13 protein-coding genes are annotated in these 15,552 nt (G+C 71.4%); all 13 read left to right on the top strand.

Annotated elements, in window-relative coordinates:
- The coding region (locus AB0B48_RS15495; RefSeq protein WP_357201346.1) for a hypothetical protein at nt 1-261 on the top strand (261 nt) is incomplete at its 5' end.
- Nucleotides 254-727 (top strand): PH domain-containing protein, encoded by a 474-nt coding sequence (locus AB0B48_RS15490; protein ID WP_355009173.1) that lies wholly within the window; start codon nt 254-256, stop codon nt 725-727. The genes AB0B48_RS15495 and AB0B48_RS15490, both read left to right, overlap by 8 nt.
- Before the next feature lie 773 nt (nt 728-1,500).
- Nucleotides 1,501-2,151 (top strand): translation initiation factor IF-3, encoded by a 651-nt coding sequence (gene infC / locus AB0B48_RS15485; RefSeq protein WP_124818759.1) that lies wholly within the window; start codon nt 1,501-1,503, stop codon nt 2,149-2,151.
- Between the two features lie 19 nt (nt 2,152-2,170).
- Nucleotides 2,171-2,365, top strand: coding sequence for a 50S ribosomal protein L35 (gene rpmI, locus AB0B48_RS15480; protein WP_007458415.1), 195 nt, complete (start codon nt 2,171-2,173; stop codon nt 2,363-2,365).
- A gap of 31 nt (nt 2,366-2,396) precedes the next feature.
- Nucleotides 2,397-2,789: a 50S ribosomal protein L20 gene (gene rplT, locus AB0B48_RS15475; RefSeq protein WP_030488429.1), complete on the top strand. Its 393-nt coding sequence runs from the start codon at nt 2,397-2,399 to the stop codon at nt 2,787-2,789.
- Nucleotides 2,790-2,872: 83 nt separating this feature from the next.
- Nucleotides 2,873-3,670 (top strand): RNA methyltransferase, encoded by a 798-nt coding sequence (locus tag AB0B48_RS15470; protein WP_357201342.1) that lies wholly within the window; start codon nt 2,873-2,875, stop codon nt 3,668-3,670.
- 218 nt (nt 3,671-3,888) lie between these two features.
- Nucleotides 3,889-4,956 (top strand): phenylalanine--tRNA ligase subunit alpha, encoded by a 1,068-nt coding sequence (pheS, locus tag AB0B48_RS15465; protein WP_357201339.1) that lies wholly within the window; start codon nt 3,889-3,891, stop codon nt 4,954-4,956.
- Nucleotides 4,957-4,996: 40 nt separating this feature from the next.
- Nucleotides 4,997-7,546, top strand: coding sequence for a phenylalanine--tRNA ligase subunit beta (pheT, locus tag AB0B48_RS15460; RefSeq protein WP_357201336.1), 2,550 nt, complete (start codon nt 4,997-4,999; stop codon nt 7,544-7,546).
- Between the two features lie 340 nt (nt 7,547-7,886).
- On the top strand, nt 7,887-8,213 hold the full coding sequence (locus AB0B48_RS15455) for a hypothetical protein (protein WP_357201333.1): 327 nt from the start codon (nt 7,887-7,889) through the stop codon (nt 8,211-8,213).
- Between the two features lie 16 nt (nt 8,214-8,229).
- Nucleotides 8,230-10,338 carry an NB-ARC domain-containing protein gene (locus tag AB0B48_RS15450; protein ID WP_357201330.1) on the top strand — a complete coding sequence of 703 codons (2,109 nt, stop codon included), beginning with the start codon at nt 8,230-8,232 and terminating at the stop codon, nt 10,336-10,338.
- Nucleotides 10,335-13,295: a hypothetical protein gene (locus AB0B48_RS15445; protein ID WP_357201327.1), complete on the top strand. Its 2,961-nt coding sequence runs from the start codon at nt 10,335-10,337 to the stop codon at nt 13,293-13,295. Before AB0B48_RS15450 ends, AB0B48_RS15445 begins: the two co-directional genes overlap by 4 nt.
- Before the next feature lie 58 nt (nt 13,296-13,353).
- Nucleotides 13,354-14,355 (top strand): N-acetyl-gamma-glutamyl-phosphate reductase, encoded by a 1,002-nt coding sequence (gene argC / locus AB0B48_RS15440; protein ID WP_357201324.1) that lies wholly within the window; start codon nt 13,354-13,356, stop codon nt 14,353-14,355.
- The gene (gene argJ / locus AB0B48_RS15435; protein WP_357201321.1) at nt 14,352-15,524 is read left to right on the top strand and encodes a bifunctional glutamate N-acetyltransferase/amino-acid acetyltransferase ArgJ; all 1,173 of its coding nucleotides are present in this window, start codon (nt 14,352-14,354) and stop codon (nt 15,522-15,524) included. The genes argC and argJ overlap by 4 nt, the downstream gene beginning before the upstream one ends.
- The last annotated feature ends 28 nt before the right edge of the window (nt 15,525-15,552 follow it).

The raw sequence follows: 15,552 nt of genomic DNA, 5'->3' as shown, positions 1-15,552 counted from the left end.
GTGGTGGCCGTTTCAGCCGCCTTCGCTCCTTACGTCCACCACCACAACTCCATGATCGACGCGGCGGCGGGTGCCCTGGGGCTGACTGGACGCGGAAGATCGTGCTCGATCATTGACGTAGTGGCCTCGATCTCGACGGAGGCCACTGGATCCTGGATCGAGCACGATCTTGTTGCTGGCCTTCGGTGGGCTCGGGGTGGTGGCTCGGCGGGTGGTGCGTTCGATGACCGGGCGCGGATGGCAGACTGGTGGGGTGAGTGAAACCGAACTGGTCCGCCTGAAGCCCCGCCGCATCCGGGTGGTCTGCTGGTCTGCGGCGGCCGCTCTGGTGGTGGTGTTCGCTCTGGTCGCTACCTCGCTGAGTGGCCCGACCGGCGATGGTTACGGCAGCTTCCAGCGCGGCGACCAGATCGCCATGATCGGCCTGGGCATCTTCGGTGCGCTCGGCTTCCTGCTGTTCACCCGTCCCCGGGTGGAGGCCGACGCCCGGAGCATTCGGGTCCGCAACGTCATCAGCTCCTACGAGCTGCCCTGGGAGGTTGTCCGGGGCGTCCGCTTCGACCGGGGCGCGCCGTGGGCCAGCCTGGAGCTGCACGATGACGACCTGCTGCCGATGGTCGCGTTGCAGGCCGCCGACAAGGAGCTGGCCGTCGACGGAGTCCGCGCGCTGCGCCGGCTGCACGAGGCCCACCAGGTCCGCCTCGCCGAACGCGCCGTCGGCCGCTGACCCTCGCGACACCGCCCACGCCGGTTGGCGGCCTAACCGCCACTGCCGGTTCGCGGCCCACCGCCCCCGCCGGTTCGCGGCTTAACCGCCACTGCCGGTTGGCGGCCTAACCGCCCACGCCGGTTGGCGGCCGACTGCCACTGCCGGTTCGCGGCTGGGACCGCCCGCCGTTGGCCTCGCGTCGCCGCCCAGCGGCCAGGCCTGCCGCGCACCCCTCGCCAAGATCTGGACAACTTCCCTGAAATTGCTGCCTCCCGGCGCCCTGACGCAGCAGTTTCAGGGAAAGTGCGCGGATCTTGAAGCGGACGCCAAGCACGCCAGGGCGGCGCCAGCCGCGCAAGGCGGGACAGGGCAGCGCCAAGGCGGTGCCGGGAGCGCGCCGGGGCGGCGCGACGGCGCGACGGCGCGACGGCGCGGCGCAATGGTCGGCCGCGCTCGTGACTCGCCGCAGGTCGTGCCCGGTTTGGGGGTCGCCGGGGCGCCGGTGTAGTGTTGTCTAGTCGACCAGGCTGTCTCCGCGTGCGAGCAGGCAGCCTTGAAAGCGGAGCGCCTGCTCCCACCCGAGTCGCCGCTACGGTGGCCGGGTCCGGTCACCGGTTCCGGGCATGTCCCGGTGCCGGATGCGCGATCCTTGTGATCGTGCTGACCGGTCGAGCGGGCCCTGGCATGCGCCGGGGCCTTCTGCTTTTCGGGTCGGTTCCCTCCCGGGAGCCGCAGGGGTCGGCGACAGAGCAGAAACGACTCGAGGAGGCCCCATCAGCGTCGAACCACGCGTGAACGAGCAGATCCGGGCACGTGAGGTCCGACTGGTCGGCCCAGAGGGTGAGCAGGTGGGCATCGTCCCGCTGGAGCGCGCTCTTCAGCTGGCCGCGGACGTCGATCTGGACCTGGTCGAGGTTGCGCCGATGGCGCGCCCGCCGGTGTGCAAGCTCATGGACTTCGGCAAGTTCAAGTACGAGAGCGCACTCAAGGCGCGCGAAGCGCGGCGTAATCAGCAGCAGACCGTCATCAAGGAAATGAAGCTTCGGCCGAAGATCGACCCGCACGACTACGAGACCAAGAAGGGTCACGTGGTGCGGTTCCTCAAGGCGGGCGACAAGGTCAAGGTGACGATCATGTTCCGCGGTCGCGAGCAGAGTCGTCCGGAGCTGGGTTACCGGCTTCTGCGTCGACTCGAATCCGAGATCACGGAACTGGGATACGTCGAGGCCGCTCCGAAGCAGGACGGCCGAAACATGATCATGGTTCTCGCTCCGCATCGGGCCGTCAAGGCCTCCGCGGTCGCCGCTACGGCGTCTCGCGGTGGACCTCGGGACCGGGCAGGGGACGAGTCCGCCGCTCCGGAAGCCGATGAGACCGCGGCGGTCAGCGAGACCGCAGCAGCCGGTGACACCGGCCTCGCCGCCGACACCAGCGGCGAGTAACAGGGGAGAGACGTTCCACATGCCGAAGATGAAGAGCCACACGGGTATGGGTAAGCGGGTCAAGGTGACCGGCAAGGGCAAGATCGTTGCCCAGCAGGCCGGCCTTCGCCACAACCTGGAGAAGAAGCCCTCCACCCAGACCCGCCGGCTGACCGGCACGGTCGTGCTGGCCAAGGCCGACGTCAAGCGCATCAAGAAGCTGCTCGGCCGCTGACGCGCGCCACCTTACGTAATTAGGAGTTGAGATGGCACGCGTCAAGCGGGCTGTAAACGCCCAGAAGAAGCGTCGTACCCTGCTGGAGTCCGCGAGTGGTTACCGCGGTCAGCGCTCCCGCCTGTACCGCAAGGCCAAGGAGCAGGTGCTGCACTCGATGCAGTACGCCTACCGGGACCGTCGCGACCGCAAGGGCGACTTCCGGCAGCTGTGGATTCAGCGGATCAACGCGGGCGCCCGGGCCAACGGGATGACCTACAACCGTCTGATCCAGGGCCTGCGTCTGGCCGGCATCGAGGTCGACCGCAAGATCCTGGCCGACATGGCTGTCAACGACGCCGCCTCTTTCGCGGCGATCGTCGAGCTGGCCCGGGCTGCGGTCACGGCCGAGGGCACCGGCGGCGCGGCGGCTCAGGCCGCCTGATCCCCACGCACCAGAGCGAGGCGTCTCCCGTGTCGGCACCGCCGTTCGGGGGGCGCCTCAATCGTGCCGGAGGAGCGCACACCATGGCTTTCACCCCGCGTACCCCAAGGGTTGTCGCCGCCCGCCGGCTGCAACGCCGCCGGGACCGCGACGCCACCGGCCGTTTCCTGGCCGAGGGCCCGCAGGCGGTCCGCGAGGCCCTCGCGCGGCCGGAGGTGGTCACCGAACTGTTCGGTACGACCACCGCGCTCGACCGGTACCCGGAGTTGGCCGCCACGGCGGCCCGCGCCGACGTGCCGGTCTCCGAGGTGACCGACGACGCCCTCGCGGCGCTGACCGAGACCGTCGCCCCACAGGGGCTGGTGGCCGTCTGCCGGCACCTGGACGTCTCACTGGAACAGGCCCTCGCGGGTGCGCCCCGGCTGGTGGCGGTGCTCGCCGAGATCCGCGACCCGGGCAACGCCGGCACGGTGCTGCGTACCGCCGACGCGGCCGGAGCGGGTGCGGTGATCTTCGCCGGGGACGCCGTCGACCCGTACAACGGCAAGTGTGTGCGGGCCTCGGCCGGCAGCCTCTTCCACGTCGACGTGGTGCGCGCCCCGGACCCGGTCGCGGTGGTCGGCGCGCTGCGCGCCGCCGGGCTGTCGATCTTCGCCACCACCGGGTACGGCGACAACGACCTGGACGACCTGACCGATTACGGTCGGCTCGTCGGGCCCACCGCCTGGCTGTTCGGTTCCGAGGCGCACGGGCTGCCCGAGGAGTTGACCACCGCCGCCGACACCACGGTGCGGGTGCCGCTGTACGGGCGCGCGGAGAGCCTCAACCTGGCTGCCGCCGCAGCGGTCTGCCTGTACGCTTCAGCCAGAGCACAGCGCTGAGGGTGAACGCCTGCGGCGCGCTGACAGCAGGGGAGAGCGTCCGTCCATGAACGCGACACGGCGTTCGTTTAGCCAGCCCGCCGGTGTCGGCGGGCGGCGGGCCTGACCTGCTCCCTGCGCAACTCCTACCGGCGGGCTGCGGCGTAGCCGCGCGTCCGTAGACTCGCCTAGCCGCCCCGACGAGGGCAGGCGCCGCCGTGAGGGAGTGCCCGTACGCCATGAGCTACCGCAACGATCCGTACGACCCGAAGCAGGTCGCCCTGCTCGACCCCGCCGCCTTGGACGAGGCTGTCGCGGACGCCACGAAGGCGTTCACGGCGGCGGCCGACCCGGACGCGCTCACCGCGCTGCGCCCGGTGCACCTCGGTGACCGGTCTCCGGTCTCCCTCGCGCGCCGGGAGATCGGCGCGTTGCCGCCGGCCGCGAAGTCGGACGCGGGCAAGCGGGTGAACGAGGCCCGCCGGGCGATCGAGACCGCCTACGCCGACCGCGCCGAGGTGCTGGAGCGCGAGCAGGCCGAGCGGGTGCTGGTCGAGGAGCGGGTGGACGTCACAGTGCCCTACGACAGGCGTCCGCGTGGCGCCCGGCACCCGTTGAGCACCCTGATGGAGTCGATCAGCGATCTCTTCGTCGGGATGGGCTACGAGGTGGCCGAGGGGCCCGAGGTCGACCTGGAGTGGGTCAACTTCGACGCGTTGAACATCCCCGCCGACCATCCGGCGCGCGGGTTGATGGACACCTTCCACATCGCACCGGAGGGCTCCGGCCTGGTGCTGCGTACGCACACGTCGACGGTGCAGACCCGCACGATGCTCAGCCGCAAGCCGCCGATCTACGTGATCGTGCCGGGTCGCGTCTACCGCACGGACGAGATCGACGCCACCCACAGCCCGGTGTTCCACCAGGCCGAGGGCCTGGTGGTCGACAAGGGCATCACGATGGCCCACCTGCGGGGCACGCTGGACCACTTCGCCCGGGCGATGTTCGGCCCGGAGGCGAAGACCCGGTGGCGGCCGCACTACTTCCCGTTCACGGAGCCGTCGGCGGAGTTCGACGTGTGGTTCCCGGAGCACCGTGACGGCCCGCAGTGGGTCGAGTGGGGTGGCTGCGGCATGGTCAATCCGCGGGTGCTGCGCGCCTGCGGCGTCGACCCGGAGGTCTACTCCGGATTCGCCTTCGGCATGGGCATCGACCGGACCCTGATGGTCCGGCACGGGGTCAGCGACATCCGCCATCTCTTCGAGGGCGACGTGCGGTTCAGCCGCGCGCTCGGGACCGGGGCGTAGGCGATGCGGGTACGAGACACGGGAACGGTGGTCTGAAGTCATGCGAGTTTCTGTCAGTTGGCTGCGGGAGTACGTCGACCTCCCCGCCGACCTGCCCACCGGTGACCTGGAGCAGGCCCTGGTCGACCTCGGTATCGAGGTCGAGTCCGTGGTGGACCTTCGCGAGAGCGTCACCGGGCAGCTCGTCGTCGGCGAGGTGCGCGAGATCGAGGAGCTGACCGGCTTCAAGAAGCCGATCCGGTTCTGCCGGGTGGACGTGGGCGCCGCCAACGGCACCGGCGAGCCGCAGGAGATCGTCTGCGGGGCGCGTAACTTCGCCGTCGGTGACCGGGTGGTGGTGATCCTGCCCGGTGGTGTGCTGCCCGGCGGGTTCGCGATCGGCGCCCGTAAGACGTACGGGCACAACTCGGCCGGCATGATCTGCTCCGCCAAGGAGCTGGGCCTGGGCGACGACCACTCGGGCATCATCGTGCTGCCGCCGGACGGCGCGGCCAAGCCGGGCGACGACGCGCGGCCCGTCGTCGGCCTCGACGACGTCGTGTTCGAGCTGGAGATCACCCCGGACCGGGGGTACGCGCTGAGCCTGCGCGGCCTGGCCCGAGAGCTGTCCCACGCGTTCGACGTGCCGCTGCGTGATCCCGCCCTGGTGCCCGCCCCGGCCGGCACCGAGACGCCGGCGTACCCGGTGGAGGTCCGCGACACGGTCGGCTGTGACCGGTTCACCGCCCGCCTGGTGCGGGGCGTCGACCCGGGCGCGCCCACCCCGTCGTGGATGGCCCAGCGGCTCGTCACGGCCGGCATTCGCAGCATCTCGCTGCCGGTCGACATCACCAACTACGTGATGTTGGAGCTGGGCCAGCCGATGCACGCCTTCGACGCCGACCGGATCGCCGGGCCGCTGGTGGTCCGTCGCGCCGAGGCGGGGGAGAAGCTGACCACCCTGGACGGGGTCAGCCGGGTGCTCACCGCCGACGACATGGTGATTTGCGACGACACGGGGCCGATCTCCCTCGCGGCGGTGATGGGCGGTGAGACCAGCGAGGTCGTCACGGGGGTCACCACCACTGTGCTCTTCGAGGCGGCGCACTGGGACCCGGCGATGGTCGGGCGCACCGCCCGTCGACACAAGCTGTTCAGCGAGGCCGCGAAGCGCTGGGAGCGGGGCGTCGACCCGGCCGTGCCGCTGGTCGCGCTGGAGCGTGCCGTGCGGCTGCTCACCGAGCACGGTGGTGGCACCCCGAGCGTGGAGATCCTGGACATCGACCACGTCCGGCCGCGTACCCCGATCAGTCTTCCGGCGGACCTGCCGACCCGGCGGGTCGGTGTCGAGTACCCGCCGGCGCGGGTGGTCGCCCTGCTGGAGCAGGTGGGCTGCACTGTCGCGCAGGGCGCGGACCGGTTGACCGAGGACCCGGGCGCGGTCGGCGTGGCCAGCGGCGTCGGGACGGTGCTGAGCGTCACCCCGCCGACCTGGCGGCCCGACCTGACCGACCCGGCCGACCTGGTCGAGGAGGTGGTCCGCCTCGACGGGTACGACCGGGTGCCGTCGGTGTTGCCGACCGCGCCTGCGGGGCGCGGTCTGACCCCGCGGCAGCGTCGCCGCCGGGCCGTCGCGACGTCGCTCGCCGAGCGGGGGTACGTGGAGGTGCTCGCGCACCCGTTCGTGTCGCCGGAGCTGGCCGACCAACTCGGCCTGCCGGCTGACGACCCGCGTCGGCCCGCGGTGCGGCTGGCCAACCCACTGTCCGAGGAGGAGCCGCTGCTGCGCACCACGCTGCTCGGCCCGCTGCTCGGCATCCTCAAGCGCAACCTCGGCCGGGGTCACCGCGACCTCGCCCTCTACGAGATCGGTGCGGTCTTCCACCCGCGCGTCGGCGCCGGCAGCCCGCCGGCGATGGGCGTGGACCGTCGCCCCACCGACGAGGAGTTCGCAGCCGCCGACGCCGTGGTGCCGGCGCAACCGGTGCACGTCGCGGTGGTGCTCTCCGGTGACCTGGACCCGGCCGGCTGGTGGGGTGCGGGCCGACCGGCCGGCTGGGCGGACGCGATCGAGGCGGCCCGTGACGTGTTGGCCGCCGCCGGGATCCCCGACGAGCGTGTCGAGGTGCGTGCCGCCGAGTACGCCCCGTGGCACCCGGGTCGCTGCGCTGAGCTGCGGGTCGACGGCTCGGTCGTCGGACACGCCGGGGAGTTGCACCCGGTGGTGGTAGCGGCGTTGGAGCTGCCTCGCCGTACCAGCGCGATGGAGCTGAACCTCGACGCGCTGCCGCCGACCCCGGTGACGCCGGCGCCGACGGTTTCCGGCTTCCCGCCGGCGTTGATCGACGTGGCTCTGGTGGTGGACGAGTCGGTGCCGGCGGAGCAGGTGCGCCGGGCGCTGGAGGCGGGCGCCGGTGAGCTGCTGGAGGACGTGCGGCTGTTCGACGTGTACTCCGGCGCGCAGCTCGGCGCCGGCCGCCGGTCGCTGGCGTACAAGCTGACCTTCCGGGCACCGGACCGGACGCTCACCGTCGAGGAGGCGGTCGCGGCACGGGACGCGGCGGTCGCCGTCGCGGCGGAGCGCCTCGGCGCCACCCTTCGCGGCGCCTGACGCGATTCACGACGGCCCCGGTACCCGGCAGCGGGTAGCGGGGCCGTCGTTGTGTCGCCGCCAGCTCGGCCGTGTCGGGCTTCCGACAGGCCGCGCCAGCCTTCGCCGCCGGCGATGGCGTCCCCTGGCAGGTCGCGGTGGCTGGGCACCAGGCATCCGTCGCCAATGGCATGTGTCGACATCGATACGAGACGGCGTTCGGGTGGCCGGCCGAGGGCTCCGCGTCGACGTTGCCGACCGTCTCACGAGCCTTTCCGAGGTCGACACGAATCGGTAGCCTTGCCTGGCGAAGGGGTGAGCGCCGACGCCTGTCGCAGGCCTTCAGGTCAAGGAGCAGCGCATGATCGAGGCAATTGTCGCCGGGGCGCTCGTCAAGATTGCCGAGGGGTCCGGGGCGGCTCTCGTCGACATGATCCGGCGGCGATTCGTCCGCGGGGACGAGCCGGCGGGGATGCTCGAATCCCTGGACCGAGTCACGCGGGGCGACGCCTCGGCAGACGACGTGGCTCAGCTCCGTGCGCTTCTGGCCCGTCTCGCGGCCGAGGATCCGCAGTTCCTGCGGGAGCTTCGGCAGGGGGCGACGCCGGCTGGCAGCACGAACGTGGTGGCCTCCAGCAACGTGGGCAAGCTGGTGCAGGCCCAGCGCGTCGGCGACATCACGATGTAGCCGGAAGGTGACCGACATGGAGCCCGCCTCCGGAAGCTCGTCGCACAACGTGGCCGAGGGCCTGTTGGCGCACCAGGTCCTCCAGGTGGGCACCTCCGGCGCGATCTACGTCGAGCAGCCGCGCACTGCCGCGCGCGTGCCCGAGCCACCGCACATGCTCCCGGGTGGAATCGGTCGGATCGTCGGCAGGCACCACCTGCTGCACGAGATGGACGAGGCGACGACAACGCCGGGCTCGCGCTGCTGCATGCTCTGGGGGTTGGCCGGCTCGGGAAAGACCACCCTCGCGGTCGCCTGGGCCAACTCGCGCATCGCCGAATATCCCGACGGGCAGTTCTTCGTCGACATGCGCGCGTACTCCGGCACACCGCGCATCGAAGCCCGGGACGCCCTGCGTAGCTTCCTGGCCACGCTGGGGATCAACCGGTCCGACCTTCCTGACGACGAGGCGGAGTGGGGCGGCGTCTTCCGCGCCGTCACCGCAGGCCGGAGGTGCCTCGTCATCGTGGACAACGTCGGTTCCTACGAGCAGGTTCGGGACCTGGTGCCCGGCTTCGGGTCGGTGTTGGTGGTGACCAGCCGCCGGGCGATCCCCGAGATGAGCGTTCGTCACGACGCCCGGGTCATCAAACTTCCGTTGCTGACCCTCGACGAGGGGGTGGAGCTCATCGCCGAACGTGTGGGGTTCGTCCGCGTCGAACGGGAGCAGGCCGCGGCCCGGCGCATCGTGCAGCTTCTGGAGGGGCACCCGTTGGCGCTGGCGATCGTCTCGGCGAAGCTCGCCATCCAGACCACGTGGACGATCGACGACGCGGCGAGGGGCATCGAGGAGGAGCAGAGCCCACTTCGCTTCCTCGACGACGCCGGTCTGGGTATCGAGGTCGGACGCGTCATCTCCTGGTCACTGGACGACCTCGACGCGGCGACGGCGAAGGTCCTCTACGTCGCGTCCATGCTGCCCAGCAACGAATGCTCGGTCGCGGTGCTGTGCCTCGTCCTCGGCCAGCCCAGGCGGGTGTGTGACCGCACTCTTCAAGCGCTGTGCCTGGCATCCCTCATCGACGAGATCAGCCCTGGCCGTTACCGCTTCCACGACCTGATGAAGGCCTATCTCGCGGAGACGCTCGGGCAGGTGCTGGAACCCGCCGAGCGGGAGCTGACCGCGCGCCGCATCCGCACCGTGTACCTGGCGTTGAGCTACGCCGCCGATCGCGCCATCGATCCGCACCGGGACTCCCTGCCGGTGGACCAGGAGCTGCTGGCGGTCGTCGGATCGGTCAGTCTCACGGTGGCGCAGGCCCTCTCCTGGTTCGAGTCGATCACCGCGTCCATGACCTACCTCATCGAGGAGGCCCGGGCCGACGACGACTTCGCCTTCATCACCCGGTTCGCGCGGGCGGTCAACACGTTCCTCTACTGGCGACAGGACGTCACGCGAACGCTGTCCGTCCAGCGGGAGGCTGTCGCTGCGGCGGCCGCCGGTGACCCGGCGATGGAGGCGCTGTCCCGACGCGCACTGGGACGGGCCCTCGCGGACATCGGCCAGCTTGAGCCGGCGAAGGAGCAGTTGCGCGCCTCCATCGCGCTGGACGCGGCGTCCGGCGACGATTCGGGTCGGGCGTCGTCACATCACGCCATGGCCGAGCTCTGCCTCCGGTCGGGTGACCACCGGGAGGCGCTCCGCTGGGGGTTGCGCGCGGCCCGGGAATCGAGAAGCGGCAACAACGTCGTCCGCGAGGCCCGGGGTCTGTACGACGCGGCGCGAGCCCTGAACGAAACGGGCCACCATTCGTGGGCCCGGGGGCTCGGCCTGCGCAGCCTCGCCATGTGCGAGGAGCGCGGCAACGACTACGGCAGGGCTCTGGCCCTGCGTCTGCTCGGCGCGACCGGCCTGCGGTCGGGCGAGGTGGAGGAGGGCTGCACCTGGCTGGAGCGGGCCTGGCGGGTGGAGGAGTCCCTCGGCAACTTCCGTTCCGTCCGGACGATCCTGGGTCAGCTCGAGCAGGCGTACGGTCAGTGCGGGAACGTGAGCGCCGTGGAAGAGGTCCAACGGGCACTGGCCCGCCTGGAGCACTACCCGGATCTCACCCAGTCGACGTTGGTGGTCGGGAGTCCGGCGACATGAGTCCTCGGTACGCGCCGCTCGTCCCGGCTGACGAGCTGGCCAGCCCCGCGTCCTATCGGCAACTGCGACGGGAGCGGGAAGCCACGAGGTTCCGCCGCGAGATCGAAGCGATGGTCGACAGAGCCTGCCGGGCGGGGGCGGACGGCCCGCTCCTGCGGAACACCTTCACGTCGCTGAGCGGGAACCTCGCGGCCGAGGGTGCCCTCAGCTTCGCCGGGCTCGTCCCACCCGAGCGTTTCGACAGCGCGCGGCGGGTGTACGACTCGGCGATCGACACCAGGGGCAGCCGTGGCTCGCTGCACAACTACCTGAACGTCGCCGACGCGGGCTCCCTGGTCGAGCACCCGGACTTCCGGGAGGCGTTCTCCCATCCGCTGCTGGTCGCTCTCGTCGCGCACGCCCTCGGCGGGCCCGTGAAGATCATCGACTTGCGCGCCAAGGACACGCAGCCCCTCGACGTCGTGGCGCGGGACAACACCCTGCACGTCGACAACAGCCCCTTCATGGACGAGTTCAAGGTGATCGTCACCTGGACGATGGGCACCGGTCGAGGGCCCTCGGGGCAGGGGCTCACCTACCTGCCCCGCACGAATCGGCTCCTGCGCCAGTGCTACGTGGACGACGACGGCACCGTGTGGAGCGACGAGGACAGCTGCATCTTCCCCTCGCAGGCCCGGGTGGACGAGGCGCTCGCCGCCCAGTCCCGTTTCTTCGACGACGGCCTCCCGCGAGTCGTCCACCTTGAGGACATCCCGGCACCGTGTCACACGATCTTCGCCGCGAGTCGGCTGGTCCATCACCGGTACCGTACGTCCGCCGGCGGGCCACGCAGCGCGATCATGGCGGCGTTCCACCGGACCGACGAGGGCACCGGCTTCCTCGGTGCCAATGACCTTCCGGGGTCGGCTCTCGACCGGTTCCTGTTGGCGACCGGGGACGGGCGTTCCTTCCTGGAGCTTCTCGCCGACGAGATGCCACGGGTCGTCGCGGCGCTCGCGGCCGCCGCGTCCCGGCCCGGTTTCGTCGTCGACCCGGACCGGCATCTCCTGCGCGACGAGGGTTTCCGCGCCTGGTACGAGCGGCAGAGCGCGGGCGTCTCCCTCGACCGACTGCGCCGCGCCACGCTGGCCTCGGCCGTCGACGACGACACGCCCATCGCGCAGCGCCTCGTCCTGCGCATGCAGTACGACCTGCAGGGCGCCCTCAACATGCCGCTCTACACCGACCTGCGGGAGGAGGTGCGCAAGCGGGCGCGGATCGTGATCCGGGAGATGACGCCGGAGCACATCCAGGACATCGTCACGCGGCACGACCTCGGTGCGGTCCTGCTCGCGGAGTCCGCGGCGCCACGCCGGCCGGTCAGCGAACTCGCCGATGAGCTGCACGACGCGCTGGTAGCTCTGCGGCAGCTCCTGTCGACGGCGGTCGCGTCCCGGCCCGCCGGCCCGGTCTGGGGTTCGACCGACGGGAACGCGGCCGCGCTGTCCCTGCGACGTTTCATCGTCGATCTGTGCGTCGCGGCCGCTGACATCGCCGACGACGCGTCCCTGGCCACCGGGTGTGTGTTCGGTGCCCTCGGCTCGGTGCTGGCCGACGACCTTTTCGACCTGGGCGCCCCGGGTCGCGAAATCACCGGCGAGTTGTTCGGGATGTACATCCGGTTGGCGGCTCCCTCGCTGGGCGAACGATGCCCGGCGCATCCGGAGAAGGAGAAGCTGGACACCTATCTCGAATCCGTGAACGAGGAGAGGCAGACCGCCAAGCTGGCATCCGAGGTCTGGTTTCAGGCCGCTTCAGCCGAGGTGACCGCGCGCAACGACGATTTCGTTCGCATGCTGCTGCGGGGTGTGTTGCCGCCGGGGCGACCCTCGCCGGAGTCCGGCGACCTCGGCGCGCTGCTGGCGGATCCCGCCGCGCTCAGCGCGTACTACTGGGAGCGGGTCGTGGCCGGGAAGTCGGTGGCGGTGCGCTTCGGCGCTGCCGATCTCGACACCCTCGACGGTTACTTCGGGCTGACGGCCGGCCGGAGCCTGCCGGACGCTGTCGCTCGGCTACGCGAGGAGACCACCCCGGGCTCGCCGGCCGCGCACCTGCTCCGCGGCATCGAGCGGCTCGCGTCACGACGGGGCCAGTCTCACGCCGAGGCGTGCCGGGATGTCATGACCCGCTTGTCGACGCACTGGCCGGACCTTGCCCGACGGTGTCGGGGCGGCCCGGACGCCGTACCGCTGCCGGCCGAGCGCATCCTCTCGACGCTTGACGACGCGATCGGCCTCGCGGGCGAGGAGGGCCGGCGCTCGCGCCGGCCGTGGCCGGGCGGTCCCGCGCAGGGGGCGGGGTCGGCCGAGGTGTTGTTGACGACCGCCGAGGCGCGGGAGTTGGCCCGCGTGTACATGCTCGCCCGGCTCTGTTTCAACGCTGAGGAGTTCCGGATCGCGCAGTTGCTGGCCGCTGATCCGCGGGTCCGGTACGCCGTCCTCGCCACCCACCTGTACCTGGTCTCCGAGGTGTCGCGGTCGGCGGCGGAACTGGTCGACGGTTGGGGCACGGCGAAGGTCCTGCTGCCCTTCACCGAGGCCTTCGTCAACGTCTCGGGCTACTCGTCGTCAGTCGTCGATCTCGCGCCGAACCCGAAACTGATCACGGTCATCAGCAACAACCTGTTGCCGGCCGTGGCCGGCGAGTTGCTGAGGCGGGACGCCACCGTCGACGAGGTGGATGCGGATATTCTGGCCGCAGGTGTCCAGGCAGCCGTGCAACGAGGGGTCTTCGACGTCACCATCGGCCTGTTCAACCAGGCCGACCGGCGGGACGTGGTGTCCCTGTCCGGCCTCAACCGGCGGGTCTGTCCGGCGGTCCGGCCGTTCGGCGCGTTCTGTCGGCGTTGGCTGCCGTACTTCTTCGACCGTCATCCCAGCGCACCCACCGGCTGCACTTTCATGCAGTGCTTCACATAAAATTGCAGTCATCGCGTCCTGCTGCTAGCCTTCGCTGCATAGTCATGCGGAGGTGAGTATGGGGATCCGAGTCGCGGTCGCCGGTGCGAGCGGGTACGCCGGGGGCGAGCTGCTGCGCCTGATCGCCGGGCACCCGGAGTTCGACCTGGTCGCCGCCACCGCGCACAGCCAGGCCGGGCACCGCGTCGACGTGGTGCACCCGCAGCTCACCGGGCTCGACCTGGTGCTCGGCGAGACCGATCCGGCGATCCTGGCCGATGCGGACCTGGTGTTCCTCGCCCTGCCGCACGGCCAGTCGGCGGCTCTCGCGGCCCAGCTCCCGGCCGAGGTGCGGATCGTCGACCTGGGTGCCGACCACCGGCTGGCCGACCCGTACGCCTGGGCGCAGTACTACGGCGGCACGCACGCCGGGCAGTGGACCTACGGCCTGCCCGAGTTGCCCGGTCAGCGGGAGCTGATCGCCGGCTCCACCCGGGTGGCGAACACCGGTTGCTACGCCGCAGCGATCACCCTGGCGCTCGCGCCGCTGATCGCCGACGGCGCGGCCAACCCCGCCGACGTGGTGGTGGTCGCCGCCTCCGGCACCTCCGGCGCGGGCCGGGCGGCCAAGGCGCACCTGTTGGCCAGCGAGGTGATGGGCGACCTGTCGCCGTACCGGGTGGGCACCCACCAGCACGTCCCGGAGATCAAGCAGGCCACCGGCGCGACCGGGCTGTCGTTCACCCCGGTTCTGGCGCCGATGCCGCGCGGCATCCTGGCCACCGTCACAGCGGTGCCGGCGCGTGGCGCCGACCCGCAGGAGGTGCTGGCCCGGGCGTACGCGGACGCGTCGTTCGTGCACGTGCTGCCTGAGGGTCGCTGGCCGCACACGGCCGCGACCCTCGGCTCCAACTCGTGTCACCTGCAGGCCACCGTCGACGTCGACTCGGGTCGTCTGATCGTGGTCAGCGCGTTGGACAACCTGGGCAAGGGCGCGGCCGGTCAGGCCGTGCAGAACGCCAACCTGATGCTCGGCCTGCCGGAGACGACGGGCCTGTCGATCTGGGGGGTCACCCCTTGAGTGTCACCGCCCCTCGGGGATTCCGGGCGGCCGGTGTGGCCGCCGGCCTCAAGGCCGGCGGCGGCGCGGACGTGGCCCTGGTGGTCAACGACGGCCCGGACGCCGGTGTCGCCGGTGTCTTCACCACCAACCGGGTCAGGGCCGCGCCGGTGCTCTGGACCCAGCAGGTCGTGCAGGGCGGTGTGGTCCGCGCCGTGGTGCTCAACTCCGGTGGCGCCAACGCCTGCACCGGTCCGGCCGGCTTCCAGGACACGCACGCCACCGCCGAGCACACCGCCGCCGTGCTGACCTCGGTCAGCCCCCGGTTGATCCTCGGCGCCGGTGATGTGGCGGTCTGCTCGACCGGCCTCATCGGCGAGCGGCTGCCGATGCCGAAGCTGCTGCCGGGCGTCCGCTCGGCGATCCGACGGCTGTCCCGCGACGGTGGCCCGGCCGCCGCCGAGGCGATCATGACCACGGACACCCGGCCGAAGACCACTGTGACCCGGGGGAGCGGCTGGACGGTCGGCGGCATGGCCAAGGGCGCGGGGATGCTCGCGCCCGGGATGGCCACCATGCTCTGCGTGTTGACCACCGACGCGGTGGCCGGGCCGGCGACGTTGGACGAGGCGTTGCGGGCGGCCACCCGGGTCAGTTTCGACCGGGTCGACTCCGACGGCTGCATGTCAACGAACGACACGGTGTTGCTGCTGGCCAGCGGCGCGAGCGGCATCGAGCCGACGCCGGCCGAGCTGGCCGCCGCCGTCACCGCGGCCTGTCACGACCTGGCCCAGCAGTTGGTGGCCGACGCCGAGGGCGCCACCAAGCAGATCACCATCGACGTGGTCGGCGCGGCGGACGAGGACGAGGCGGTCGAGGTGGGCCGTACGGTGGCCCGTAACAACCTGGTCAAGACGGCGCTGTTCGGCAACGACCCGAACTGGGGTCGGATCCTCGCCGCCGTCGGCACCACCGCCGCCGCGTTCGAGCCGGACGAGGTGGACGTGGCGGTCAACGGGGTGTGGGTGTGCCGGGGCGGCGCCGCGGCCGAGGACCGCTCGACGGTCGACCTGACCGGGCGGGACGTGACCATCCGGATCGACCTGCACGCGGGTGCGTCGGCCGCCACGATCTGGACCAACGATCTGTCCCACGCGTACGTGCACGAGAACTCGGCGTACTCCACATGAGCGCGAGGAACGCAGCGCAGCGGAGTCC

Source organism: Micromonospora sp. NPDC049089 (assembly GCF_040648775.1).
Lineage (GTDB): Bacteria > Actinomycetota > Actinomycetes > Mycobacteriales > Micromonosporaceae > Micromonospora.
This window is presented reverse-complemented; position numbering and strand designations above follow the sequence as displayed.

Bases quoted from the DNA above. Each gene is read 5' to 3' on its own strand.
- rpmI (WP_007458415.1), top strand. From the start codon at position 2,171: ATGCCGAAGATGAAGAGCCACACGGGTATGGGTAAGCGGGTCAAGGTG.
- rplT (WP_030488429.1), top strand. From the start codon at position 2,397: ATGGCACGCGTCAAGCGGGCTGTAAACGCCCAGAAGAAGCGTCGTACC.
- AB0B48_RS15470 (WP_357201342.1), top strand. From the start codon at position 2,873: ATGGCTTTCACCCCGCGTACCCCAAGGGTTGTCGCCGCCCGCCGGCTG.
- pheS (WP_357201339.1), top strand. From the start codon at position 3,889: ATGAGCTACCGCAACGATCCGTACGACCCGAAGCAGGTCGCCCTGCTC.
- pheT (WP_357201336.1), top strand. From the start codon at position 4,997: ATGCGAGTTTCTGTCAGTTGGCTGCGGGAGTACGTCGACCTCCCCGCC.
- AB0B48_RS15455 (WP_357201333.1), top strand. From the start codon at position 7,887: ATGATCGAGGCAATTGTCGCCGGGGCGCTCGTCAAGATTGCCGAGGGG.
- AB0B48_RS15450 (WP_357201330.1), top strand. From the start codon at position 8,230: ATGGAGCCCGCCTCCGGAAGCTCGTCGCACAACGTGGCCGAGGGCCTG.
- AB0B48_RS15445 (WP_357201327.1), top strand. From the start codon at position 10,335: ATGAGTCCTCGGTACGCGCCGCTCGTCCCGGCTGACGAGCTGGCCAGC.
- argC (WP_357201324.1), top strand. From the start codon at position 13,354: ATGGGGATCCGAGTCGCGGTCGCCGGTGCGAGCGGGTACGCCGGGGGC.